The organism is Demequina sp. NBRC 110055 (genome assembly GCF_002090135.1).
Classification (GTDB): domain Bacteria; phylum Actinomycetota; class Actinomycetes; order Actinomycetales; family Demequinaceae; genus Demequina.
On sequence record NZ_BBRL01000009.1, the window covers coordinates 116,068 to 134,762 of the forward strand.

An 18,695-nucleotide genomic window follows, 5' to 3' on the forward strand; every position below is an offset into this window, starting at 1 on the left:
AACGGCGCCGCGCTCGCGTGCGCACGCCCCTAGGGTGAGTCCATGGCACTGCATTCCGGCATCGACACGTCCGAGTTCTCGCCCACCATCCGTCCCGGCGACGACTTCTTCCGCTACGTCTCCGGGCCCTGGGAGGACGCCCACGTCATCCCCGACGACCGCTCGGCCGACGGCAGCTTCTACACCCTGCGCGACGAGGCGGAAAAGCACACGCGCGAGATCATCGAGGCGGCCGACAAGGACTCCCTCATCGGCGCCCTGTACGCGTCCTTCATGGACGTCGGCCGCCTGAGCGCGCTGGGAACCCAGCCGCTGACCGCCGACCTCAACGAGCTTTCCGCCGCGCAGGACCACGACGCCCTGGCCGCCGCCATCGGCCGCCTGCAGCGCACCGGTGTCACGGGCCTCGTGGGCTACTACGTCTTCGCCGACAAGATCGACCCCGACCGCAACGTGGTCTACATGAGCCAGTCCGGCATCGGCCTACCCGACGAGGCCTACTACCGCGAGGACTCCTACGCCGAGGTGCGCGACAAGTACACGGCGCACATCGACCGCATGGCGGCGCTGACCGGTCGCGACTTCACCGGCGCCGACGTGCTCGCGCTCGAGACCGCGATCGCCAAGCACCACTGGGACGTGGTGAAGTCGCGCGAGGCCGAGCTCACGCACAACCCCACGACGCTCAGCGAGCTGACGGCCACGGCCCCGGCGTTCCCGTGGCGCGCGTGGACTGACGCGATCGAGATGCCCGCCGCCGCGCACGACCTGCTGGTCGTCGGCGAGCCCAGCTACATCGAGGCCATCGCCCAACTGTGGGAGGCCACCGACCTCGACACGTGGAAGCGCTACTTCGCATGGCGCATCGTCAATTCGCGCGCCGCCTACCTCACCGAGGAGATCTCGAAGGCGAACTTCGAGTTCTACGGCACGGTGTTGTCCGGCGCCCTCACCCAGCGCGAGCGCTGGAAGCGTGGCGTGGGCTTCGTCGAGGCCGTCGCCGGCGAGGTCGTGGGCCAGGAGTACGTCAAGGAGCACTTCCCGCCGTCGCACAAGCAGGACATGGACGCGCTGGTCGCGAACCTCATCGAGGCATACCGGGTGTCGATCCAGTCCCTCGAGTGGATGACCCCGGCGACCAAGGAGCGCGCGCTCGACAAGCTCGCGCAGTTCACGCCGAAGATCGGCTACCCCGACAAGTGGCGCGACTACTCGGGCCTCGCCGCCGACCCCACCGACCTGGTGGGCAATGTGCGCGCCTCCTCGGCCTTCGAGGAGGATTGGGAGTGGTCGAAGATCGGCCAGCCCGTGGACCGCACCGAGTGGCTGATGACCCCGCAGACGGTCAACGCGTACTACCTGCCGATGGCCAACGAGATCGTCTTCCCCGCCGCGATCCTGCAGCCGCCGTTCTTCCACCCCGAGGCGGACGACGCGATCAACTACGGCGGCATCGGCTCGGTCATCGGCCACGAGATCGGCCACGGCTTCGACGACCAGGGCTCCAAGTACAACGGCCGCGGCGCGCTCGAGGACTGGTGGACCGAGGAGGACCGCAGCGCGTTCATGGAGCGTGCCAACGCCCTCATCGAGCAGTACAACGGCTACTCGCCGCGCCAGCTCGAGGGCTCGCACCACGTCAACGGCGCGCTGACCGTGGGCGAGAACATCGGCGACCTCGCGGGAGTCGAGATCTCTCTCAAGGCCTACGAGATTGCGCTGGGCCACCCCATCGACGAGGCGCCCGAGGTCGACGGCCTCACCGCCAAGCAGCGCTTCTTCATCGGCTACGCGCTGACCGAGCGCATGGTGGTCCGTTCCGAGGCCCTCGTCACCCGCATCGCGATGGACCCGCACTCCCCCAGCGAGTTCCGCGTCAACGGCATCGTGCGCAACATGAATGCCTGGTACGACGCGTTCGGCGTGAGCGAGGACCACGAGCTCTACCTGGCCCCCGAGGAGCGGGTATCCATCTGGTAGCCCACGGGTTTACAGTGGTGTGAGGCCCCGTGGTGGGGCTGTCACCGTGAGACGGGAGGCCGCATATGGCTGAGAAGACGAACATCGACCTGATCGACGTGACCGCGGATGACGCGGCCGCCGAGAAGACCGGCGGCTGCTGCGGCGGAAGCTGCGGCTGCGGCAACTAGTCGACCCGCAACCTTTCGAGACCCGAAGGGCGGGGCCTGATCCAGTGGATCGGGTCCCGCCCTTCGGCGTTTCTTGACGGCGGCCGATGCGGTGGCGGGGTTTACATCCCGAGCGTCAGCAGGTCGGGGGCGCCGGGCTCCTCCGCGGCGGCCGCGTAGAGCTCCATCCCCCGGCGCACCGCCTCCCGCTCGTCGGGCGAGAGACGCTCGAGCGTCGCGGCGACGCTGTCGCGACGCCTGGCCATGGCATCGGCCACCAACGCCTCGCCCGCGGGCGCGAGGGCGATGACGACCTCGCGACGGTTGTCGGGCGCGGACTCCCGGGTGACGAAATCTCCGGCCACCAGCCGCTCGACGGTGCGCGTGAGCGTCGAGGGGTGGACGCCCAGCGTGACCGCGAGCGCCCCCATGCGCTGTGGTCCCGCGGCGGCGAGCACCACGAGAGCGCGGTACTGGGGCAACGTCACATGCTCGAGGGCTCCTTGGAGGGAGCGTGCCACGTGCCCGAGGAGGGCCCGCGAGGCGGTCATCGTCGCGTCGGCCGAGGAATCCATGCGCTCATCGTAGGCGTGAGTGAGTGCTAGGGTGCAACAGTTGCACGCCAGCAAGTATTGGAAGCCGAGTGACTCCTCCCCGCCCCCTCGTCCAATGGCGCCCCACCCTCCGGGTCGCGGGCTCCGATCGCGCCACCCTGCTCGGTCTCGCCGTCGTCGCGGGCGTCCTATCCGGGCTCGGCGCCGTGGCGTTCCGTTGGCTCGTCGAGCACGCCACGCTCGCCTTCTCCGGCCAGCCCGACTACGCCGCGACCACCGACCACCCGTCACATCCGTGGGTGCCCGGACTCGGAGGATGGTTCGTCATCCTGGCGCCCGTCATCGGCGGCCTGATCTACGGCCCGCTGGTGCACCGATTCGCCCGCGAGGCGCGCGGCCACGGCGTCCCTGAGGTGATGTACGCGATCCAGCGCAAGGGCGGGCGGATCGCCGGTAAGGTCGCCTTCGTCAAGGCGGTGGCCTCCGCGGTGACCATCGGCTCGGGCGGCTCGGTGGGCCGCGAGGGCCCCATCGTGCAGATCGGCTCTGCGCTCGCATCGACGCTCGGTCGCATGGTCCGTGTCCCCGGGGCACAGCTGCCCCTGCTCGTGGCGTGCGGCGCCGCCGGCGGTATCGCGGCGACGTTCAACGCGCCGCTGGCCGGAGTCTTCTTCGCGCTTGAGCTCCTGCTCGGATCGTTCGCGGTGGGCTCGTTCGCCGCGGTCGTCATCGCCTCCGTGACCGCGTCCGTCATCGCACGCGGCATCCTCGGGAACGAGGCATTCCTCGTCCTGCCCGAGTTTTCCGTGGGCCACGTCAGCGAATACGCCCTCTTCGCCGCCCTCGGGCTTGCCGCCGGCGCGCTCGGCGTGGGCTTCTCGAAGGTCCTGTACTGGTTCGAGGACGCGGCCGACCGCGTCTGGCGCGGGCCAGAATGGCTCCGGCCCGCCGCGGGCGGCCTGCTCCTGGGCGTATTGGTCTTCGTGCTGCCACAGATGTATGGCGTGGGCTACCCCGTGCTCGAGGGCGCCGTCATGGGCGACTATGTCGTCCCGTTCCTCCTCCTTCTCTTGGTCGCCAAGGTGGTCGCCACCTCCCTCACCATCGCCATCGGCGGCTCGGGAGGCGTGTTCGCGCCGTCGCTGTTCCTGGGCGCGATGCTCGGCGCCGCCGTCGGGCAGGCGGCCGATGCCGTGGTTCCCGGGCTCGACCTTTCCCCCGGTGCGTACGCGATCGTGGGCATGGCCGCCGTGTTCGCGGGATCCTCTCGCGCGCCGATCACCGCGGTGCTGATCCTCTTCGAGCTCACGGGCGAATACTCGGTCATTCTCCCGCTGATGCTCGCCGTGGTGATCGCGACCGCGACGTCCTCGCTGCTGAGCCGCGAGACCATCTACACGGCGAAACTGCGCCGGCGCGGCATCGACCTCACACGCCACGCCGCGCGCACCGCCAGGCTCGCCCATGTGCAGGTCCGCGAGTTGATGGCGGCGACCCCTCCCACGCTCGGGACTGGGACGCTGGCCACGGTCGCCGCACACCGCATCCTCGCGGCGGGCCGCTCGAGCCTTCCCGTGGTCTCGGACGACGGCCTGTACGTGGGCATTGTCACGGCCGACGCCGCCGCCCGGGCCCTCGCGGATGACGACGACGCCGAGAGCCTCGTCGTCGCGGACGTATCGCAGTGGCGCGACCACATCGGTCCCGAGGATGCCCTCGATGGCGTGCTCGACACCATGCTCGGGGGCGACACCGATGACGGCCTTCCCGTGCTCGACGAGGCCGGCCGCGTCGTCGGGTGGCTGGGCCACGACGTGGTCCTCAAGGCAGTGACACAGACCGCCTGAGCCCGCGTGCGGGCGCGGTTGCGAGCGCGGTTGCGAGCGCGGTTGCGAGCGCGGTTGCGAGCGCGGCGTCAGTCCCGGCGCTGCTCGGCAGCCAGGCGCGCGTAGAGGCCCCCCGCGGCGATGAGGGCGCTGTGGCTGCCCGACTCGACAATGCGGCCGCCGTCGACCACGTGAATCACATCCGCGTCGGCAATCGTCGATAGGCGGTGTGCGACCACAAGCGTGGTGCGCCCCTCGGCCGCGCGCTCGAGCGCCGCCTGGACCACGCGCTCTGACACGGTATCCAGCGCGCTCGTGGCCTCGTCGAGCAGCAGCACTGGCGGGTCCTTCAGCAGCACGCGCGCGATCGCGATGCGCTGCTTCTCTCCACCCGAGAGCCGGTAGCCGCGCTCCCCCACGATCGTGTCGTAGCCGTCCTCGAAGGTCATGATCTGGTCATGAATGTTCGCCGCGCGGCACGCCTGCTCGAGGTCTGCATCGGTGGCCTCTGGGCGTGCATACCGGAGGTTCTCGGCGATGGAGGCGTGGAAGAGGTAGGTCTCCTGGCTCACCACGCCAATGCGGTCCACGATTGACTCGTGCGTGAGCTCGCGCACATCTGCGCCCGCAAATTCGACCGCTCCTGACGATGCCTCATGGAGCCTGGCTGCGAGGTACACGATCGTGGTCTTACCCGCGCCCGAGGGACCGACGAACGCGACGGTCTGACCGGGCTGCGCCACGAAGCTCACGCCGTCGAGCGTCGCGGCGCGGTCCGCTCCGGCATCCGGATAGCGGAACATCACGTCGCGGAACTCGACTCGTCCCACGGGGCCGGGGGCGGACGCCACGTCGCGCGCATCGGGTGCATCGGGTGCATCGACGATGGCAGGAGTGAGGTCCAGGTATTCGAAGATGCGTGCGAACAGCGCCCTGGAGGTCTGGATCTCCAGGGCCACGCGCATGAGCGCCATGAGCGGGAACAGCAGCCGCCCCTGGATCGCCGTGAAAGCGACGATGGTGCCGGCGGTGATGGTGGGGTCGATGCCTTGGTCGTTGGACCTCGCGATCAGCAGGCCCGACACCAGGTAGATGACGGCCGGCACCGAGCTCATGATCACCGTGACGAGGCCGAAGAACCACTGCCCCGACATCGACAGGCGGACCTGGAGGTCGATCTGGTTGGCGTTCTCGGCGCCGTAGCGCTCGGATTCGAGGCGCTGGCGGTTGTACACCTTAGACAGCAGGATGCCGCTGACGGACAGCGTCTCCTGCGTGATGGCGGTCATCTCCGACAACGACTCCTGGGTGCGTGACGCGAGTCGCGCCCGCACCTGGCCCACACGCCGCTGGATGGCGACCAGCGCCGGCATCAGGACGACCGCGACGAGCGTCAGCCGCCAGTCGAGCAGGATCATGGCGACGAGCGACGCGAGCACCGTGACCGTGTTGCCGATGACGGACGACACGAAGGTGGTCAGCACGCCCGAGACGCCGCCCACGTCGTTCTGTAGACGCGACTGGATCACGCCGGTCTTCGTCCGCGTGAAGAACGCGAGGTCCATTGACTGGAGCTTGTCGAACAGCCGGGTGCGCAGGTCGCCGGTGACGTGGTTGCCGACGCTCGCCGTGACATAGGTCTGCCACACCCCCAGCGCGGCGGTCGCGATGAAGATCACGATGACGAGCGCAACGAGTTCCGCAAGCAGGTCGAGGCGCGGTCCCGTTCCGTCGGCCGGAAAAAGCGCGCTGTCGAAGATGCGCTCGATGATGAGCGGCGGGACGACGCCAGCGGAGGCCGTCACGATCACCAATGCCGCGGTAAGCGCGAGCGATGCGCGGTACGGCGTGAACAGAGCAAGGACGCGGCTCCACAGGTCGGGGATCTGGGGAGCCTCGGCGTTGGCGGCGCGCTGCGCGGCCTCGTCGCGGCCCGACACGCCCCGGCCCGGCCCGTGGCCACCGAGCGCGCTGCGGCGCGAACCAGGCGGGGCAGACATGCTCATGCCGGTAAGCCTATGGCGGGCCGATGCCACCCCTCACCGCCCGGATGCCCGCGCCTGGGACAATGCACCTATGTCTGCCGCCCCGCATGTTGTCTTCTTCGAGCCTCGCATCCCCAACAACACGGGCAACGCGATCCGCCTGTCCGCCTGTACAGGGGCACCGCTGCATCTCGTCGAACCGCTCGGCTTCGACCTGTCGGAGCCCAAGCTCAAGCGCGCCGGACTGGACTATCACGACCTCGCCTCCATGACCGTTCACGCGGACTTCGACGCGATGCTCGCGACCATGCCGGACTCGCGCGTCTTCGCGTTCACCGCGCACGCCGAGACCCTCTACTCCGACATCGAGTACCGGCCGGACGACGTGTTGGTGTTCGGACCCGAGCCCACGGGGCTTCCCGAGGAGGTCATGGCTCACGAGCGCGTGACTGACCGGGTGCGCATTCCGATGCTGCCGGGGCGCCGGTCACTCAATCTCGCCAACTGCGCGGCGCTCGTAACGTACGAGGCGTGGCGCCAAGGCGGCTTTGCCGCCTAAGCCGTCTCGCACGAAGGCCGGGCGTCGTACACAGGCCCACCACGGCATCGGCCGCATCCACCGTCCCTGGCAGGAAGGCGCCACCCTCGTCACCGATCCTTAACGTCTTAACTATGCGAGACGAGAGACCCCCTTCCCTCAGCGAGCACGCTCCCCTCGTAAACACCGTGCGGATTCTGGAGGCGCGGCAGCGGGATGTGGCGGCTAATGTCGCGCCCGATCCCCTCTTCTTCATGACGCTGCAGCAGGCGTTCCTCTTTCAGCATGTGGCGCGCGCGCCCAGTGGCGTGCCGATGGTGGTGCTAGCGAACCGCGCGCTCACCAGCGCCGCCGCCGTGACCCAGATGGTGCGGCGCATGGCGCTGCGCGGCTTCGTCAATGTCGAGCCCCACCCGCACGACGGCAGGTGCCGGTTGGTGACGCCCACCGCCAAGGGCTACCGCGAGTACGAGCACGTGTTCTCGACGGCCGTTCAGGAGGACCAGCGGTGGAGCGGATACGTGGCGACGCACCTGCGCCAAGGCCGCGTCATGTCCATCGAGGGATACGCGCGGGCGGGGCTCGAGCTGTGGAGGCTCGAACCAGAAGTCACCGGCCGGCGCTACGGCACCGGGTGACGATCGTCGTACTGGCGGAACGTCTCTCCCGTGCGGGCGCGACGGACACGGGTGAGGACGGCGATGAGGCCGATGATCGCGAGCCCTCCGAGGAGCGGCGGACACCACAGGCCCACGGCGGTGGCGAGGATGCCCGCATACATGTCTCCCACGCGCGGGCCCCCGGTGACGACAACCACGAAGATGCCTTGGAGGCGCCCGCGCATCTCGTCGGGCGAGGCCTGGATGATCATGGTCTGACGGAAGATGGCGCTCACCTCATCGGAGGCACCTAGTCCCGCCATGGCGACGGCCAGCAGGATCATCGCGGGCCAGAAGATTCCCTCCCAGCCCGGTGCGGCCGTGTGGTCCACGCCCTCCATCACCAGCACCACGACGCCGAACATCACCGCGAAGGCGCCGAAGGTGGTGATGGCGCGCGCGATTGCCACGCCATGGCGATGCACGTGCGCGACGGGTCCCGAGAAGAGTGACACCAGGATGGTTCCCACCGCCCCGGCGGCGGTCAACGCCCCCACCGTGAGCGAACCTCCACCCACCACCGTCGCACCGAGCGCGGGGAACAGCACATAGGGGCGACCGAAGGTCATCGCCACGACGTCAACGATGAAACTCATCCTGATGTTGGGGCTACGTCGCAGGAACCCTGCCCCCTCGCGGAGCATGCCCCACCCCGCCTCCACCTGACGCCCCAGGCGCGGCAGCGCAGGCAAGGTCCACACGCCCAGGAAGCCCGCCGTGAACAGGATCGCGTCGATCGCGAACGTCCATGCGAGACCGACCGACGAGGCCATCACGCCCGCAAGCGCCGGCCCGAGCGTTAGCGTCGCGCCAAACGCGATGCCGTTGAGCGCGGTGGCACGCGACACCAGGTGTGGCGCGAGGATGCGCCCCACGACCGAGCCGCGGGTCGCGCTCGAGATGGTGGACGCGACCGCGTTGAGGGTCGTCACCACATAGAACGGCCACACGGGTGCGTGGCCACCGTCGGCATGACGCGCGACGTCCCAGGCCGCGAGCGCAACAAGAGCGAGCGTCGAGGACCATGCCACGAGCGACGAGGCAATGAGTAGCCGGCGGCGGTCAAAGACGTCGGCGAGGACACCTCCCCACAACCCGGCCACGATCATGGGCAGCAGGGCGATGCCGCCCACGAGCCCCACGGCGAACGTGGACGAGGTGATCTCGTAGATCTGCAGGCCGACCGCGACGACCGTCATCTGAGCGCCGATACCCGCGACGGCGCCGCCAATCCACAGCCGCGCGAACGCGGGCGACTCCTTCAACGGCGCGAGATCGACCAGGCGCCGCCGACGCGCTGGCGGTGCGGCCGTGCCCGGCTCCTCGTGACTCACCGCGGCAGTCTACGGGCGAGCACGTGACAGCGCGGCCGCGAGGTTCTAGCCTCGAGTCACCGGGCGAGGGGGACCCGGCGTAGGCGGGCCGCGGCCGACCCGCCTGCGGAGTTGAGGGGAGGTCGGCGTGCACCATGTTTCTCATCACGCGCGGGCCCGTCACGGCGCGTGGGCCAGCGGCGTCGTCATGGCACTGATGCTGTCCGGCTGCCTCTCCGGGCCGGGCACCTTCGAGCCACCCGCCCTTCCCACCGCAGGCGCGTCCGAGACGGCGCTACCAAGGTCGGAACCCACCCCCGGCACGACGCAAGGCGGGGCGGGGGTGGCAGCCATCGCGGCATCGGCCTGCGGCCTCCTCGACGGCGCCACCCTCGCAAGCGCGACGGGGCACGCGATGGAGCCCGCCGCCACCGCGGACGACCCCGACGCGCACACCGATGCGCTGCCCACATGCAGGTGGGTGTCTGCCGACGCTCGCGACGACGCGACCCAGACTGCCGAGGTGACCGTCATGGTCGACCCCACGATCACCGACATCGGAGCGTTCGTCGAGCAGGCCACGGCCGATGCCGACGCCGACGGCCTACCCCATACCCATCTGGCCGTCGAGGGCGCGGACGTCGCCTTTGGCGGCGACGGCGATGGCTTCGCGGCGGTGGTGGTGGTCTTTGCAGGCGTGGTTCACCAGGTGATTTACTCCGCGCCGGACGACGACGATCGTCTGCAGGTCGCCGAGCGACTCGCCGAGGAGATGGCGCAGCGCTCGCACCGATAGGAGCGTCGGTCCCTCGGGCTCGTTCGCTCTTGGCCAAGCCGTCCAATGCGTGCCGTTTGCGCCACGCGTGACAGAATCGCCTCATGCCTGGTACTAACCTCACCCGCGCGGAGGCCGAAGCCCGCGCCGCCATCGTCTCCACCGAGGCGTATGCAGTCGAGCTCGACCTCACCACCTCCGAGGAGACCTTCCGCTCGACGTCAACCGTCCGCTTTGGCGCCACCGCCGGCGAGACGACCTTCATCGACCTGATCGCCCCGGCCGTCCACCGCATCGTGCTCAATGGCGAGGACCTCGACCCCGCCGAACACTTCGCGGACAGCCGCATCACGCTGCCGAACCTTGCCGAGCACAACGAACTCGTCGTCGAGGCCGAGTGCGCGTACATGAACACCGGCGAGGGCCTGCACCGCTTTGTGGACCCTGAGGATGGCGAGGTCTACCTCTACAGCCAGTTCGAGGTGGCCGACACGCGCCGCATGTACGCCGTGTTCGAGCAGCCCGACCTCAAGGCCACGTTTCAGTTCACGGTGACCGCACCCGAGCACTGGCACGTGCTGAGCAACAACCCCGGCACGTTCTCCCCCGTCGACGGCACCATCACGATCGCCGACGTCGAGCGCGGCAAGGTCCGCTGGGAGTTCACCGAGACGGTGAAGCTGCCGTGCTACGTCACCGCCCTCGTCGCAGGCCCGTACCACGAGGTCCAGGGGACGGTGCAGTCCCGCAAGGGCGAGCTGCGCGCGAACGTGTACTGCCGCGCCGCTCTCGCCCCGTACCTCGACGCGGACGTGATCCTCGACGACACCCAGCAGGGCTTCACGTTCTACGAGGACAAGTTTCAGTACGACTACCCGTTCGAGAAGTACGACCAGATCTTCGTGCCCGAGTTCAACGCGGGCGCCATGGAGAACGCGGGCTGTGTCACGTTCCTCGAGGACTACGTGTTCCGCTCCAAGCCGCCGCAGGCCCGTGTCGAGCGCCGCACCGTCACCGTGCTGCACGAGCTCGCCCACATGTGGTTCGGCGACCTCGTCACCATGAAGTGGTGGAACGACTTGTGGCTGAACGAGTCGTTCGCCGAGTACGCCTCGACGGTGGCGACCGTCGAGACCACGAAGTGGAAGAACAACTGGGTCACCTTCAACGCCCTCGAGAAGACCTGGGCGGCGCGTCAGGACCAGCTCCCGAGCACGCACCCGATCATGGCGGACATCAAGGACCTCGAGGACGTCGAGGTCAACTTTGACGGCATCACGTACGCCAAGGGCGCCTCGGTGCTGCGCCAGCTCGCCGCGTGGGTGGGCCAGGACGAGTTCTTCGCCGGCGTCGCCGAGTACTTCCGCAAGCACCACCACTCGAACACCACCCTGCGCGACCTGCTCGTCGAGCTCGAGGCCACCAGCGGCCGCGACCTGTCCGGCTGGTCGGAGGTGTGGCTCGAGAAGGCCGGCATCACGACGCTGCGTCCCGAGATCGAGCTGGACTCGAACGACGACATCGCGGCCTTCGCGGTGCTGCAGGAGGTGCCCGAGGAGTGGCCCACGCAGCGTCCGCACCGTCTCGGCATCGGCGGCTATGACGTCGTCGTCGACGACAAGGGTGTGACGCGCCTGGAGCAGTCCATGCACGTCGAGATCGACGTGCGCGGCGAGCGCACCGACGTCGCGGAGCTGGTCGGCAAGCACCGCCCCGCGCTGATCCTGGTGAACGACGGCGACCTCGCCTACGCCAAGGTGCGCCTGGACGACCAGTCCCTCGCGACCGCCGTCGAGCACGTGGGCGCCTTCACCGACCCGCTGGCCCGCTCGATGGTGCTGACCGCCGCGTGGGACATGACTCGCGACGGAGAGATGCCGGCACGCCAGTACATCGACCTGGTGCTGAAGAACATCGGCCGTGAGACCGAGTCGACGACGGTGATGGTGCTGCTGCGTCAGCTCACCACCACGCTCGCGCTCTACGTCCACCCCGCTCACGAGGAGGACGCCGCTCAGCACGTCGCCGAGCAGCTGTGGAAGCTCGCGATCGAGGCGATTGCAGGCTCCGACAACCAGCTGCAGTTTGTGCGCGCGTTCGCCGCGCACGCCCAGTCCGACCTGCACCTGGACAACCTCCAGGGCCTCATCGACGAGAAGCTCCACCTGGAGGGCCTCGAGATCGACAAGGACCTGCAGTGGGACCTGCTCATCGGCCTGGTCGCCGGCGGTCGTGCCGGCGAGGTGGCCATCGAGCTGCAGCTCGCGAAGGACGGCTCGGCCTCGGGCCAGCGTCGCGCCGCTCACGCGCGTGCGGCGATCCCCACCGCCGAGGGCAAGCGCGCCACCTGGAATGCACTCGTCAACGCCGAGAAGGACATGCCGAACGCGCTGCAGTATGAGGCGACCGCAGGCTTCACGCACGTGCACGACCTCGCACTGCTTGAGCCCTACGTCGACGAGTACTTCGCGTCCGTGCGTCGGATCTACGCGGACAAGACCAACGAGATCGCCACCAACCTCATCGAGGGCCTCTACCCCACCGAACTCGCGGGCCGCGTCGCGGACCTGCAGGACAAGGCGGACCAGTGGCTCGAGGCGAACGCGGACGCGCACGACGCGCTGAAGCGGCTCATCGTCGAGGGTCGCGACGGCGTGCGCCGGGCCCTGGCGAACCAGGAGCGCGACTACTAAATCGCTCGCACGAAGCGGCGGGGACGGCCTCCTGGCCGTCCCCGCCGCTTTTTGTGCGGCCGATGCCGTGGCGAGCTCGCATACGAGGGCCCGCCACGGCATCGGCCCGTCTCACGTCCCCGGCCGTGGCATGGGAGACTGGCCCGCATGGCCACCACCCTCACGAGGGACGAGGCAACGGCGCGAGCCGCCGTGTTGTCGTCCGCCGAATACCGCGTCCATTTCGACTTCACGGGAACGGGTGACACGTTCCGGTCGACGACGACGGTGATCTTCGACGCGGCGCGCGACTCGGCGACATTCCTCGACCTCGTCGGACGCGCCGTGAGCGTGTCGGTCAACGGCGAGGAGGCGGACGCGGCGGCCGCGCATGTGGACGACCGCCTCTACCTCGCGGGCCTTCACGGACCCACCGAGGTGGTCGTCGAGGCCGAGTGCGACTACCGCACCACCGGTCAGGGCATTCATCGTTTTGTGGACGCGGCGACGGGTGACTGGTACCTCTACAGCCAGTTCGCGACGGACGACGCCCGCGGCGCGTTCGCGGTGTTCGACCAGCCCGACATCAAGGGCACGTTCCAGTTCACCGTGACCGCGCCCGCGGCCTGGCAGGTCATCTCCAACTCCGTCCAGCCGCAGCCCGTCGACGCCGGCGACGGCGCGCTGACCTGGGAGTTTGCCCCCACCGTGCCGCTGCCGTGCTACGCCGCAGCCGTCGTGGCCGGCCCGTACGTGTACGAGGAGGCGGTGCTCCAGTCCGCGAAGGGCGAGATCCCGGCGCGCGTGTATGGGCGCCCCGAGGTCGCCGAGCACCTCGCCGCCGAGCGGCTGTTCGCGGACGTTCAGGCCGGCATCGCACTGTACGAGCGCATCTTCGCCACCGAATACCCGTACGACAGTTATGACCAGATCTACGTGCCGCAGTACAACTGGGGCGCCATGGAGAACGCCGGCTGCGTCACCATCTCCGAGGACCGCTACCTGTTCCGCACCGAGGTGTCGGACTCCGAGCTCGAGTCGCGCACCAATGTGGTGCTGCACGAGCTCGCGCACATGTGGTTCGGCAACCTCGTCACCATGCGCTGGTGGGACGACCTGTGGCTGAACGAGTCCTTCGCGGACTTCATCGCGCACCACGCGACGGAGCAGGTCACCGAGTACACGGACGCGTGGGTAGCCTTCGGCGCGGGCCGCAAGTCGGTGGGCTACGTCCAGGATCAACTGCCCACGACGCACCCGGTGCTCGGTGACGTGCCCACGGTGGAAGCGGTCACCGGCACCTTCGACATGATCACGTACGCGAAGGGCGCCTCGGCGCTGCGCCAGCTCGCCGCCACTCTCGACATGCCCGTGTTCTTCGCCGGCGTCGCGGCCTACGTCCACGCCCACCACCACGGCAATGCGACCCTCGCGGACCTGTTCGCGGAGCTCGAATCGGCCTCCGGGCGCGACCTGTCCGCGTGGTCGCGCGCGTGGCTCGAGACGCCCGGCGTCACGACGCTGTCGGCACAGGTGACGACGGACGATGCCGGCGCAGTGACGTCACTCATCGTCTCTGAGGAGGTGCCCGAGGGGGCGCTGCACCACCCGCACCGGCTCGCGATCGGCGGCTACACGCTGAGCGACGAGGGGCTCACGCGCCGCTGGAAGATCGCGGCGGACGTCGCAGGCGAGGCGACCACCATCTCCGAGGCGGTGGGCAAGGCCGCTCCCGACCTGGTGCTCGTCAACGACGGCGACCTCACCTACGCGAAGGTGCGCCTGGACGCCCGCTCGCTCGCGACCGTCGAGGCGCACATCGCCGAGCTCCACGACCCCATGGCGCAACACCTCGTCCTCGACTCGCTCTGGCACGCGTGCCGCGACGGCGTGCTACCCGCGGCCCGCTACGTGGGCGTCATCCTGGAGGCCGCGGGCACGCTCGCGAACTCCGAGGTGCTGGGCGCCCACCTCGCCCAGATCGCGACCGCGATCCGACGCTACGCTCCCCCGGCCTCCCGCGAGGACCTGGCCGCATCGACGGCGCAACGGCTCTGGCAGCTCCTGGGCGAGGCGGCGCCTGCCTCGGACACCCAGCTGCAGTTGCTGCGCGCCTTCGCGTCCCTCGTCACCACCGATCAGCAGGCGGACATCGCAGCCCAGCTGCTGGACGGCACGGTCGCTGTCGACGGCCGCGAGATCGACTCCGAGCTCACGTGGGACCTGGTGACCGCGCTCGCCCAGGCGGGGCGCATGGACGATGCCGGCATCGACGCGCGCCTCGAGGCCGACCCGTCCAACGCCGGTCAGCGCCGCGCCGCAGGGGCGCGCGCCGCGATCGCGGGCGCCGAGGCCAAGCGGCGTGCTTGGGACTCCATCGCGCACCCGGACGGCCCGGTGCCGCCCAACGCGATCGCGTTCGCCACCGCGCTGGGCCTGGGACGCTCGCACCGTCCGGAGGACCTCGAGCCGCTCCTCGACGAAATCCTCACGAGCCTGCGCCCCATGTACGAGTCGATGGCGTCCTTCATGGCCCTGCGCGTGGCGAACTACGTGTTCCCCACGGCACTGGCGGGACGCGTTCCGGACCTTGCCGCGAGGATCGAACGGTGGCTCGCGGACAACGCCGATGCTCCGTCCACCTTGCTCAAGGCGGTCACCGAGGGGCTCGACGAGATCCGCCGCGCCGAGCGGGCGCAGCAGGCGGGGTAAGCGAGGCCTTTTCCTGGGAGCCCGCGCGCCCTGGGAGGCATTCAGTGCCCGGTTTCGCGAAAAAACGGGCACTGAATGGCTCCTGCCGCGCAGCGGCGGGCGCGTGGGGGCGCGGTGCGGCGCGGTGCGGGCGGGCCGTGCGGGGCGCAGCGAGCCGACGGTCAGGCCTGGCGGGCCGTGCGGACCGCTTCGAGGAGGCGACGTACCCGCGGGTGCTCGAAGATCTCATCCACGAGCACCGGCACCCCGTTGGCGTCGGCCAGCGGCACCTGCCAGTTGGGGTACTCCGTGTGCGTGCCGGGGTGGTTCTGCGAGCGGCGCTCGCCCACGGCATCAGTCAACGCCACGGCGGTCAGGAGCGCGGGGGTGTGCATCGCGAGGCGGTGCACACCGGCGACGAGATCCTCCTCGTTCCAGTCCTCGATCATCCAGTCGCGTGCGCGCAGGTAGGCGACCATGCGCTCGCGCTCCGCGTCGGACTGTGCGGTGACGGTCTCGATGTCGTCCAGGATCAGACCCAGCTCCTGGCGCACCGGTATGTGCTCGCCGGCAAGGTACGCCGCGGTGGGAGGAAGGTCGTGAACCGTGACGGAGACGAGGGCATCGGCGCGGTAGTGCTCGGGAGGGGTCGGGGACCCGTCCCACTGCTTCTCGAACAATGCCACCACGGTGCCGAGCAGCCCTCGCTCGTTGAGGTAGTCGGACACCCACGGCTCGAGGGTGCCCAGGTCCTCGCCGATGACGATCGCGCCGGCACGGTCGGCCTCGAGCGCGAGGATGCCGATCAGCGCCTCGTGGTCGAAGTTCACGTAGACGCCGTCGGAGGGCTCGTGCCCGGCGGGTACCCACCATTGGCGGAAGAGCCCGAGGATGTGGTCGATGCGCAGGGCGCCGGCGTGACGCACCGCGGCGCGCACCACGTCACGGAACGGCAGGTACGCGGCGGCCTCGAGGGCGCGCGGTTGCCACGGCGGCTGGGACCACGACTGGCCGCGCTGGTTGTACATGTCCGCGGGCGCCCCCACGGCGATGCCGTCGGCCAGCACACGGCCGAGGGCCCAGGCATCGGCCCCCTCGGGGTGGACGCCCACAGCGAGGTCGGTCATCACGCCGATGCTCATGCCGGCTTCGCGCGCCACGCGCTGCGCCCGCGACAACTGCTCGTCGCAGACCCACTGCAACCACGCATGGTAGAGCACCCGGTCGGCGTGCTCCTCGCGCCACGCGTCGACGGCTGCTGGCTGGCGCTGGGCGAGTTCCTCCGGCCACGGCACGCCGCGGTGAGCCTCCGCGATCGACGACCAGGTCGCGAAGTCCTCAAGCGCGCTTCCCTCGCGCAGGCAGAACGCCTCGAACGCCGCCTGGCGTCCCGCCGAGCGTGGCGCCGCGAAGACCTTCTCGAGCGCCGCCGCCTTCATCCGCCATACGCTGTCGCGGTCGATGCGATCCGTACTCGCGTTGGAGCGGCGCGGCCGTTCGGCCTCCCACTCAAGGACGGCACGCTGTTGGGAGGGCAGGTAGGCGACCTCGGGGATGTCCTCGATGCGGATGTACAGCGGCGACAAGAACCGGCGCGACGTCGGCAGGTACGGGGACGGTTCGATGGGGGGCACGGGCTCGGTCGCGTGCAGCGGGTTGATCTGGATGAAGTCGGCGCCGGCGGCTGCCGAGAGTGCGCCGAGGTCGGCGAGGTCGCCGAAGTCGCCGATGCCCCACGAGCGCTCCGAACGCACCGAATACAACTGGGCCGCCAGGCCCCAGGGACGCCGCGCGCGCACCTCAGAGGGCAGCGGCACATGCTCGGGCACGATCACCACATAGCCGCGGGCGCGCACGCCCGTGGTGCGCGCCTCCACACGGTGCCAGCCCAGCGGAAGGTCAGCGGGGATCTCGAACGTGGCGCGACCGATGAGGCGTGGACCGACCTGGCGAGGCTCGACGAGCACGTCACGTTGGCCGAGGTCGCGGGCCGAACCATCCTCGAGCGTGAGGGTGACCGCGGCCGGCTCGCCGTGGGTGACGTGGACGGGAAGATCCCGGTGCTGGCCTACGCGCACCACCGTCACGGGCGGCACGAGCCTGGCCCACGGCAGGTCCTCGAGAGCGGCACGCGACGCCTCGCATGCGGCGTCATCGCCGGCGGCGACGCCCATCGCCGCGAGGGCCGCACGCACCGACGCCGTCGAGCTCGCACGCGGGTTGCCGTCCCAGCCGGTGTAGGTCAGGGACACGCCGCAGGCGCGTGCGAGGGCGGCAAGCGCCTCGCTGGGCGCCTCAGCATCGTTCAGGGGGTGCGTGTCCACGCACCTATCCTGCCAGGTTCGAGCCAGTTTTCCAGGGTGATGTTGGTCCCGTGAGCGCCGTCTGGCGGGGACGTGGTTACCCTGGGAGGCGTGTCTGTGATGAGCATCATTCTTGCATCCACCAATCCCGAGCCGTCCGTCAGCACCACTCCGGGTCCCGTCGAGTTGCCCAGCACCGACGAGATCTCGACCTGGTGGTCGGGGGTCGAGGACCGTGCGGGCGGCCTGCTCGCGGCCGCCATCATCGCGTTCGTCGTGTGGCTCATTGGCCACTACCTCATCAAGGCGTTCACCACGAGCATGGAGCGCGGCGCTCCCATGTCCGATCCCAAGACGCTCGCCGCCCTGAAGAAGGCGCGCATCCGCGTTCCCCAGGCGGACGAGACCGAGGCGCGGCTCGAGGCGGAGCGACGGCGCCAGCGCGCGCACACCGTCAAGAGGGTGCTGGACTCCGCGCTTGCGGTCCTCATCGTGGTGCTGCTTCTCATGACCGTGCTGAGCGTGCTCGGCGTGCCGGTGGGGCCGATGGTCGCATCCGCCGGAATCCTCGGTGTGGCGTTGGGCTTTGGCGCCCAGTCGCTCGTGAAGGACGTCCTCGCGGGCGTGTTCATGCTCATCGAGGACCAGTACGGCGTGGGCGACGTCGTGGACCTGGGCGAGGCCGCAGGTTCCGTCGAGGAGGTCGGGCTGCGCTGCACGCGGCTGCGTGCCCTGGACGGCACCGTCTGGTACATCCCCAACGGCGAGATCACGCGGGTGGGCAACATGACCCGCCTGTGGAGCCGCGTCATGATCGAGGTGCGTTTCGCCTACGACACGGACGTCGAGGCCGCCAAGGAGGCGATGATCGACGCAGTCGCCGCGGCATCGGCCGAGTCCGAGGCCGTCGCCGCCAACCTCCTGGGCGAGGCGGAGGTCGCGGGCATCGAGTCCCTCGAATACAACGCCGTCATGCTGCGCCTCATGTGCCAGGTGAACCCGGCCATGCAGTGGGACGTGCAGCGCGAGGTGCGCCGCGAGATGCGCCGTATTTTCGCCGAGCGCGGCATCCGCCTGGCCGTGCCGGGCGACGCCATGGTCGTCGACAGCCACGCGAAGGACACCTCGGAGCTCACGCCGCCCGACTCGCCGCGCAAGCGGGGCGCCGAGCAGCCCACCGATGAGGACGGCAAGCCCCTGCCTCCCGACTCGGGCGACCTCGACGGTGACGGGGAATCGGACTGACGTGA

The 18,695-nt window shown here is 69.7% G+C and carries 12 protein-coding genes; 8 read left to right on the top strand and 4 right to left on the bottom strand.

The features are described 5' to 3' along the window. The first annotated feature begins 42 nt into the window (after window positions 1-42). Window positions 43-1,980 carry a M13 family metallopeptidase gene (locus B7K24_RS10775; RefSeq protein ID WP_084130339.1) on the top strand — a complete coding sequence of 646 codons (1,938 nt, stop codon included), beginning with the start codon at window positions 43-45 and terminating at the stop codon, window positions 1,978-1,980. A gap of 271 nt (window positions 1,981-2,251) precedes the next feature. Here B7K24_RS10775 and B7K24_RS10780 read toward each other — a convergent pair whose 3' ends face one another. Next, window positions 2,252-2,704 carry a MarR family winged helix-turn-helix transcriptional regulator gene (locus tag B7K24_RS10780; protein ID WP_084130340.1) on the bottom strand — a complete coding sequence of 151 codons (453 nt, stop codon included), beginning with the start codon at window positions 2,702-2,704 and terminating at the stop codon, window positions 2,252-2,254. Window positions 2,705-2,772: 68 nt separating this feature from the next. Between B7K24_RS10780 and B7K24_RS10785 the strand changes: the two genes are divergently transcribed. Next, the gene (locus B7K24_RS10785) at window positions 2,773-4,530 is read left to right on the top strand and encodes a chloride channel protein (protein WP_200808334.1); all 1,758 of its coding nucleotides are present in this window, start codon (window positions 2,773-2,775) and stop codon (window positions 4,528-4,530) included. Window positions 4,531-4,598: 68 nt separating this feature from the next. Here B7K24_RS10785 and B7K24_RS10790 read toward each other — a convergent pair whose 3' ends face one another. Then, window positions 4,599-6,515: an ABC transporter ATP-binding protein gene (locus tag B7K24_RS10790; protein WP_373994167.1), complete on the bottom strand. Its 1,917-nt coding sequence runs from the start codon at window positions 6,513-6,515 to the stop codon at window positions 4,599-4,601. Between the two features lie 70 nt (window positions 6,516-6,585). Here B7K24_RS10790 and B7K24_RS10795 point away from each other — a divergent pair, with 70 nt between their 5' ends. Both B7K24_RS10795 and B7K24_RS10800 read left to right on the top strand, forming a co-directional pair. Continuing rightward, a complete protein-coding gene (locus tag B7K24_RS10795; protein WP_084130342.1) occupies window positions 6,586-7,053 on the top strand; it encodes a tRNA (cytidine(34)-2'-O)-methyltransferase in 468 nt (155 codons plus the stop codon). A gap of 233 nt (window positions 7,054-7,286) precedes the next feature. Further along, window positions 7,287-7,670, top strand: a complete 384-nt coding sequence (locus B7K24_RS10800) for a MarR family winged helix-turn-helix transcriptional regulator (RefSeq protein WP_159449228.1) — start codon at window positions 7,287-7,289, stop codon at window positions 7,668-7,670. On the opposite strand, the gene B7K24_RS10805 is transcribed toward B7K24_RS10800, so the two are convergent. Next, complete coding sequence (locus B7K24_RS10805) at window positions 7,655-9,025, bottom strand: MFS transporter (protein ID WP_200808335.1); 1,371 nt, start codon at window positions 9,023-9,025, stop codon at window positions 7,655-7,657. The genes B7K24_RS10800 and B7K24_RS10805 overlap by 16 nt on opposite strands. A gap of 187 nt (window positions 9,026-9,212) precedes the next feature. Here B7K24_RS10805 and B7K24_RS10810 point away from each other — a divergent pair, with 187 nt between their 5' ends. The 3 genes from B7K24_RS10810 (at window position 9,213) to pepN (B7K24_RS10820) (ending at window position 15,163) form a co-directional block, all read left to right on the top strand. Further along, window positions 9,213-9,800: a hypothetical protein gene (locus tag B7K24_RS10810; RefSeq protein ID WP_159449229.1), complete on the top strand. Its 588-nt coding sequence runs from the start codon at window positions 9,213-9,215 to the stop codon at window positions 9,798-9,800. Between the two features lie 83 nt (window positions 9,801-9,883). Beyond that, window positions 9,884-12,472: an aminopeptidase N gene (gene pepN, locus B7K24_RS10815; protein WP_084130346.1), complete on the top strand. Its 2,589-nt coding sequence runs from the start codon at window positions 9,884-9,886 to the stop codon at window positions 12,470-12,472. Window positions 12,473-12,619: 147 nt separating this feature from the next. Further along, entirely contained in the window at window positions 12,620-15,163 is a 2,544-nt protein-coding gene (gene pepN / locus B7K24_RS10820; RefSeq protein WP_084130347.1) for an aminopeptidase N, read from the top strand. 161 nt (window positions 15,164-15,324) lie between these two features. On the opposite strand, the gene malQ is transcribed toward pepN (B7K24_RS10820), so the two are convergent. Next, window positions 15,325-17,466: a 4-alpha-glucanotransferase gene (malQ, locus tag B7K24_RS10825; RefSeq protein ID WP_234986680.1), complete on the bottom strand. Its 2,142-nt coding sequence runs from the start codon at window positions 17,464-17,466 to the stop codon at window positions 15,325-15,327. 99 nt (window positions 17,467-17,565) lie between these two features. Between malQ and B7K24_RS10830 the strand changes: the two genes are divergently transcribed. Next, window positions 17,566-18,690, top strand: a complete 1,125-nt coding sequence (locus tag B7K24_RS10830; RefSeq protein ID WP_084130348.1) for a mechanosensitive ion channel family protein — start codon at window positions 17,566-17,568, stop codon at window positions 18,688-18,690. Window positions 18,691-18,695: the final 5 nt, after the last annotated feature.